The following is a 6,838-nucleotide window of genomic DNA, read 5'->3' on the forward strand; positions in this document are numbered from 1 at the left end:
ACCCTGCCCACTGGCGATGACACGTCGTCAGAGCGCCCGCGGTTCCCGGCTGTCGGGTCCGGCTCTAGTCCCGGGCCCCGACCGCGTCGACCGGGTCCATGCGCAGCGCGGACCGCGCGGACAGCGTCCCGGAACCGAACACCAGCACCAACGCGACGGCTACGAGCGGCACATAGATGGTCGGCGGCATCGAGGGATCGAACGACCCGGTGACGCCGTTGGCGAAGGCGCCGAGTGTGATCCACGCGATGGCCGTGCCCAGTCCCACGCCGACGATTGCGGCGACCGCGAGTTCGCGGCGCAGCATGGCCATCACCTGGCCGCGGGTGGTGCCCGCAAGGCGCAGCACGGCCAGTTCGCGGGTCCGGGCGCGGGTCGCCATGACGATGGTGTTGACCACGCCGAGGGCGGTGAACACCGCGATGGCGCCCAGGATCAGGGCGTTGGCCCACGCGCTTTCGTTGGCGTCGTCCGACACCTCGTCGAGGTATGCGTCGCGGTCCAGGACGTGGCCCTCGCGTTCCAGCGCGGCGGCGAGTGCCGCCTTGTCGGCGCCCGGCGCGGCCGTCACGTACACCTTGTCGAACGTGCCGACCGTGCTGTGTGCGGCGGCCACGTCGCGCGGCATCAGGTAGTCGCCGAATCCGAACGCGTTGTCGAAGACGGCGACGACGCGCGCCTGCATGGGTGTTCCGTCGCCGAGCCAGTACTTGATGCTGTCGCCGACGTGCTTCCCCTTGGCTTCCGCGTGCCGGGAACCGAGCGCAACGGTGTCCGCGCCGCGCAGATCGGACAAGTTGCCCTCGCGTACGCCGAGTTCCATCACCTGCGCGGTATCCGGCCCGACCCCGCGTGCGTCCATCTCCACGGCGTCCGACAGCGACCCGTCCATGACGGTCGTCTCGACGGTGCCGGAGGCGGCCTGTACGCCGGGCAGCGTGCGGATGCGGTCGACCGCGGACTGCGCGATGCCGGCCCGGTCGGAACCGTCCACGACAAATGTCGCGGTCGTCCGCGCCTTGCTCTGCGAGATCGTCTCGTCGGCAACGGTCGTGCCGATGAACAGGATCGAGCACGAGAAGGCGATCGTGAGCGCGATGGGCACCGCGATGGACGCGACCCGGCCGGGCTCCGCGGCGCCGTTGGCGCGCGCGAGGCGGCCCGCGGCGTCGCCGGTCGGTGCGATGAGCCGCCCGATGACCGCGACCGACAGCCGGGCGATGGGCAGTCCGAGGAGCGCCACCGCCACCATGAACGTGAACACGATCCCGATCGACGCGCCGGCGCCTTCGTCGCCGCCGAGGTTCGTGGAGACGATGACCAGCGCGACACCGCCCGCCAGCGCCGCGACGCCGAGCGTGTAGCGCAGCACCGGAACGAGGATGCGCCGCTTGGCCGTCGCGCCGAAGACCTCGGTGGGCCGCACCTTCGCGGCGCGCCCCGCGGCGGCCAGGGCGGCGACCTGGGTCACCAGCACCGCGCTGCCGAGTCCGACGACGCCCGGCAGCCACGACTTCACCACCGAGAAGCCGGCGGGCAGGGCGTCGGCGCTGTCGAACAGGTCGGCGAGCACGTTCGAGAACGCGTACCCGAGCGGCACCGCGAGCAGCGCCGCGACGGTCGCGACGAGCAGCGCCTCGGCCGAGACCATACGGCGGATCTGCCCCGGCGTCGCACCGACCGCGCGCAGCAGGCCGATCTCCCGGATGCGCTGGCGTACCGAGAAGCCGAACGTCCCGGCGATCACGAAGACCGCGGCGAAGGCGGCGCTTCCGGCGAACACGCTGACCACCGGAAGTGTCGCTTCCTGCATGGAAGTCCGGGCGGGTGCCTCCAGGCGTGCGAGCGAACCGCCGCTCAGCACCTTGACCTCGGGCTGCGCACGCGTGGGGTCGCCGAACTGCGGTCCGGCGGCGGCGACGATGTCCCGGAGGACAGCCCGGACCTGCTTCTTGTCCGCGCCCGGGTCGAGCGTGACACCGATGAAGTCGGCGAGCGAGGGCACCGTGCTCAGGCCGGCGGCCTGCGCGTCGGACAGGAACACCGAAGGCGCGCCCTGTCCTTCGGCGATCCCGGCGACGGTGACGGTACGCGGCCCCTGCGGCGTGCCGAGGTCGAGCCGGGCGCCGGGCCGCAGGCCGAGCGCGGCGGCGGTCGCGGTGTCGACGACGGCCTCGCCGTCGGCGCGCGGCTCGTGCCCGTCGGTGAGCCGGTACGGCGTCAACTGCGCGCTGCTCCAACCGTGGACGTCCGCACCGAGCCCGCCCGGCAGCCCGACCGGCACGCTGCGGTCCGCAACCGCCGCCTGTACGCCCGGCACGGCACCGATCTGCCCGGCCAGCCCGGCGGGGATGCGCGAGGTCTGGCGCAGCGGGTCCGTCTCCGACTCGTCCGAGGACTTGGCCATCTGCTGGGTGCGCGCGAGGTGGTCGGATGCCGCGACCGCGAGGTCGGTGCCCCGCAGCCGCTCCACCGGGGAGTCGGTGCGCAGGACGGATTCGAGCATGACGCCCGCGGCGGTCACCAGGACCGTGGCGAGCGCGACGGCGAGGAAGGCACCGGTGAACCCGGCCAGTCGGGTGCGCAGGGTGCCGAGGGCGAGCCGGAGCACTGGTCAGCCCTCCATGTGGATCATGCGGTCGGCGACGGCCTCGGCGGTCGGCGCGTCGAGGGTGTCGACGAGGCGGCCGTCGGCCAGGAAGACCACGCGGTCGGCGTACGACGCGGCGACCGGGTCGTGCGTGACCATCACCACGGTGTGCCCGTAGCCGTCGACGACCTGACGCAGCAGCGCGAGGACTTCGCGCCCGGTGCGGGTGTCGAGGGCGCCGGTCGGCTCGTCGGCGAACAGCACGTCGGGACGGGTGACCAGGGCGCGGGCGATGGCGACGCGCTGCTGCTGGCCGCCGGAGAGCTGCGCGGGGCGGTGCTTGGCGCGGTCCGCGAGGCCCACGCGGCCCAGGACTTCGCGTACCCACTTCTTGTCGGGGCGCTCGCCCGCGAGGCGCAGCGGCAGCGTGACGTTCTGCTCGGCGGTCAGCGAGCCGACCAGGTTGAACGCCTGGAAGACGAATCCGACGCGGGTGCGGCGCAGCTTCGTCAGCTTGGTCTCGGACAGCGTCGCGATGTCGGTGCCGGCCAGTTCGACGCGGCCGTCGGTGGGGCGGTCCAGGCCGGCGGCGCAGTGCAGGAACGTGCTCTTGCCGGAACCGGAGGGGCCCATGACGGCGGTGAAGCTGCCCCTGCGTATGTCGGCGTCGACGCCGCGCAGCGCGTGCACCGCCTCGGAACCGCGTCCGTACACCTTGGTGACTCCGGTGAGGCTGACCGCCGAGGTGGCGGCGGCCGCACGGGCCTCGATGACGGATGTGGCGCGCCTGCCCATGGCGGGTCCTCCTGTTCCGCGGCCGGGCTTTCCGACCGTGGAACCAGCCTGTCCGGTTCGTGATCACGTCTCGATCCGGCGACCGCCCCGGTTCTCGGTGGGGTTGTCCCCACCCCGCGCGCTGCGGAGGACCCGGGGGCCTCGCGGGCGGTCCCGGTCGCCGACGAAGTCTGGCCTTACCGGTGGCGGTGCGTGATAGGTGTGCATGGGCCCGTCACCACGGGCCGCCGTCGAGGACCGGAGTTCCGCATGAAGATCAACGTCGACTTCGACAAGTGCAAGAGCAACGCCCTGTGCATGGCCGAGGCACCCGAGGTGTTCGAGGTGCGCGAGGACAACTTCCTCTACATCCTCCAGGAGAACCCGCCGGAGGAACTGCGCGCGCAGGTCGAGGAGGCGGCCCGGGTCTGTCCGACCCGGGCCATCACCGTCACGGACTGACCGCGCTCAACCGCGCCGGCGGCGGATCCGGTCGCGGAGGTCCCGCGTCTGCTGTGCGGCGCCGGAGCCGAGGCGGGCCGCCTGCCCGGGGATCGCCGAGCCCTGGTACGCCTGCCGCACCGCGCTTCCGGCGCCGCGGCCGAGCTCCGCGGCCCTGGACAGCGCTTTGACGTTGACCACGAGGGTCCCGGCCGAGCGGTCGTGCAGGGTACGGCGGCGCGGGCCCAGGACGGCCAGCGGGTCGACGAACCCGATGAGGCTGAGCAGGCCGAAGACCGTGACCAACTGCCAGTCGCGCAGGATGATCTGGTACCACATGAGCATGAGCGCGCCCCACGGGAGCAGCACCGCGACGAAGGTGCGGCGGGCCGAGCGCCCGATGCCCAGGCGGCCCGAACCGCCTTGCGCCGGAACGACCTTCATCCCGAAGACGATCTTGCCCAGGGTCCGGCCGAACCTGGCGTGCATCAGCCAGTCGTAGATCGTCGGCACCAGCAGGTGCGCGAGGACCAGGAGCAGCAGTATCAGCTTCGTCTTGTCCCACAGCCCGTCGACGACGTCGAGCGGCGCGCGCTGTGCCTTGTCGGCGTCACCGAGCAGGAGCGCGCGGAAGGTCTTCGCGAACGTCGTGTTGGGGAGGTTGGCCGCCTCGCCCTGGAGGTAGTTGTAGGCGACGAACCAGAGCGGCGCGACGAGTGCGGTCATGAGGGCGTAGTCGACTGTGCGGGCGAGGAACCGCAACAGCCGTGACGCGAGGGGCAGATCGACGGGCGCCGCGGGGGCGGGCGGCGGGCCGGGCGGCGCACCGTACGGCTGCCCGGGCGGGGGCTGCCATCCGGTCGCGGTCGGCCCCTGCGGGTCCCACGCCGGCGGCTGCCCGGGGTACGCGGGCGGCTGGGCCGGCTGCCCCGGGTACTGCCCCGGGTACGAGCCGGGGTACTGCCCCGGAGGCTGGTTCGGGTACTGCTCCCGATCCGGTCCCGGCTGCTGAGGGAACGTCATGCACCGGACGGTCCCGCGATGTTGCCCGGGGCGTCAAGCCACGCCGCGCGGCTTTCAGGACAGTTCGCCCAGTGTGACGTCCACCGTCGCGTCCCCGCCGCCCGCGCGTACCAGGCTCACCTTGGCGGTGTCACCGGGCTTGAGGCCGGCCAGCACCTCGGCAAGCGCCGCCTGGTTGGCGGTATCGGTGCCGTTGACCGCGGTGATGACGTCGCCGGCCTGGATCCCGGCCCTGCCGGCCGCGCCGTTCGGGTCGACGGTGACGACGCCGACGCCGGCCGCGTCGCCACCACGTCCCACGACGGTGGTCGCGGTGATGCCGAGCGCGGCCCGGTCGGAGTCGGTGACCTTGCCGTCCTTGATCATCTGGTCGGCCAGGTTCTTCGCGGTGTTGGAGGGGATCGCGAACCCGATCCCCGGCGCGAGGCTGTTGCCCGCGCCGGTGGCCGCTGCCAGGGTCGGGATGCCGACGACCTTGCCCTCCAGGTCGACCAGTGCGCCGCCGCTGTTGCCCGGGTTGATGGCGGCGGTCGTCTGGATGAGGTTGGGGATCGTCGCGCCCGGCGAACCGGAGTCGGCGGCCTCGCTCTGGGTGCGGTTGAGCGCCGACACGATGCCCTGGCTCACGCTGCCGGACAGGCCGAGCGGGTTGCCCATCGCTAGCACGATGGTGCCCACGTCGATCCTCGACGAGTCGCCCCACTGGGCGGGCTTGAGGTCGCCGGGCGGGTTGTCGAGGCGGATCACCGCGACGTCGTTGGGCGGGTACGAGGCCACCAGCTTCGCGGTCAGCGGCTGCGCCCCGGTGGCCAGGGTCACCTGGAACGCCGTGGCGTTGCCGACGACATGCGCGTTGGTGACGATGTTGCCCTTGTCGTCGTAGACGATGCCCGAGCCCAGTCCGTCCGGGGTGGTGATCTGCACGACCGACGACAGGACGTCGGTCACGACCTTGCGGTACGCGCTCTGGAGGTCGTCCGCGCCGCCCTCGGCGGCCGGTTGGCCGGCCTTCTGCGTCGTCTCGGAGGACGCCTGCGCGGGAGTGTTCCCAGCGGCATTGCCCTTGTCGTCGCCGTCGTCCGAGCAGCCGGCCGCACCGACCGCGAGCACCGTCGCGGCGGCCAGCACCGCGGCCGCGCGGCGGCATCGGCCCAGTGGTCCCGCCCAAGTCCGTGCAGACACCGCAGACTCCCTCGCGTACCTCGACCCGGCGGCTCCGCCCGGATCCACCCCGGGCCCACAGGGCCCCGCTCCGGACCGACTCCGGATCCGCTCATCAATGCCCGAAATGTCGGAATCAAAAACTCCGAGGATTCACCCTCCCGGCGCAACCCGCCCGAAGGCCCCCCTTGCTTCCTGGGCCGAACCCGGGTGACATTGCGTCGCGGCGGGCCGTCCCGTGCCCGCCGGGCTCATGGACCAGCGCAACCCGGAGGCACCATGCTGTCGCTGCAAGAGATCTCGGACCGGTTCGAAATCCAGGACCTGATGGTCCGTTACTCGCACGCGGTCGACACCCGCCAGTGGGACCTGCTCGACGACGTCTTCACGGCGGACGCGCACATCGACTACTCGGCGATGGGCGGCTCGACGGGCGACCTCGCGTCGACGAAGAAGTTCCTCGCCGATGTGATGCCGAACTTCCCCGCGTTCCAGCACATGGTCGGCAACTCGGAGGTCACCCTCGACGGCGACACCGCGACCGGCCGCACGATGTGCCACAACCCGATGGTCATGCCGGGCGAGGACGGTCAGCAGAGCCTGATGCTGTGCGGACTCTGGTACCTCGACACGTTCGTGCGCGTCGACGGCAAGTGGCGCATCAAGTCCCGGGTGGAGGAGAAGGGCTACATGTACATAGCCCCGGCCACCCCCGGCATGGGCTGAAGGATCCCTGCGGCCGACCCGGTCCGGCCGACCCTCGTCGGTCGGTCCGCAGCGGGTCGGCTCTGCTGGAGAACACGCCCGGAGAACGTGCGAGGGGCGGGTGTACGACGTGTCGTCGTACAC

The 6,838-nt window shown here is 72.2% G+C and carries 6 protein-coding genes; 2 read left to right on the top strand and 4 right to left on the bottom strand.

All coding sequences use genetic code 11. From position 1 onward, the window contains the following. Window positions 1–64: 64 nt before the first annotated feature. On the bottom strand, window positions 65–2,611 hold the full coding sequence (locus AB0C36_RS24770) for an FtsX-like permease family protein (RefSeq protein WP_358357553.1): 2,547 nt from the start codon (window positions 2,609–2,611) through the stop codon (window positions 65–67). A gap of 3 nt (window positions 2,612–2,614) precedes the next feature. Continuing rightward, on the bottom strand, window positions 2,615–3,385 hold the full coding sequence (locus tag AB0C36_RS24775) for an ABC transporter ATP-binding protein (RefSeq protein ID WP_358357555.1): 771 nt from the start codon (window positions 3,383–3,385) through the stop codon (window positions 2,615–2,617). A 249-nt stretch (window positions 3,386–3,634) separates the two neighbouring features. Between AB0C36_RS24775 and AB0C36_RS24780 the strand changes: the two genes are divergently transcribed. Then, a complete protein-coding gene (locus AB0C36_RS24780) occupies window positions 3,635–3,826 on the top strand; it encodes a ferredoxin (RefSeq protein WP_358357557.1) in 192 nt (63 codons plus the stop codon). Between the two features lie 6 nt (window positions 3,827–3,832). On the opposite strand, the gene AB0C36_RS24785 is transcribed toward AB0C36_RS24780, so the two are convergent. Together AB0C36_RS24785 and AB0C36_RS24790 are read right to left on the bottom strand one after the other, a co-directional pair. Beyond that, window positions 3,833–4,828 (bottom strand): RDD family protein, encoded by a 996-nt coding sequence (locus AB0C36_RS24785; RefSeq protein ID WP_358357558.1) that lies wholly within the window; start codon window positions 4,826–4,828, stop codon window positions 3,833–3,835. Between the two features lie 54 nt (window positions 4,829–4,882). Further along, the gene (locus tag AB0C36_RS24790; RefSeq protein ID WP_358357559.1) at window positions 4,883–6,010 is read right to left on the bottom strand and encodes a S1C family serine protease; all 1,128 of its coding nucleotides are present in this window, start codon (window positions 6,008–6,010) and stop codon (window positions 4,883–4,885) included. A 258-nt stretch (window positions 6,011–6,268) separates the two neighbouring features. On the opposite strand from AB0C36_RS24790, the gene AB0C36_RS24795 reads away from it, so the two are divergent. After that, window positions 6,269–6,715: a nuclear transport factor 2 family protein gene (locus tag AB0C36_RS24795; protein WP_358357561.1), complete on the top strand. Its 447-nt coding sequence runs from the start codon at window positions 6,269–6,271 to the stop codon at window positions 6,713–6,715. The last annotated feature ends 123 nt before the right edge of the window (window positions 6,716–6,838 follow it).

The organism is Streptodolium elevatio, assembly GCF_040649515.1.
Lineage (GTDB): Bacteria > Actinomycetota > Actinomycetes > Streptomycetales > Streptomycetaceae > Yinghuangia > Yinghuangia elevatio.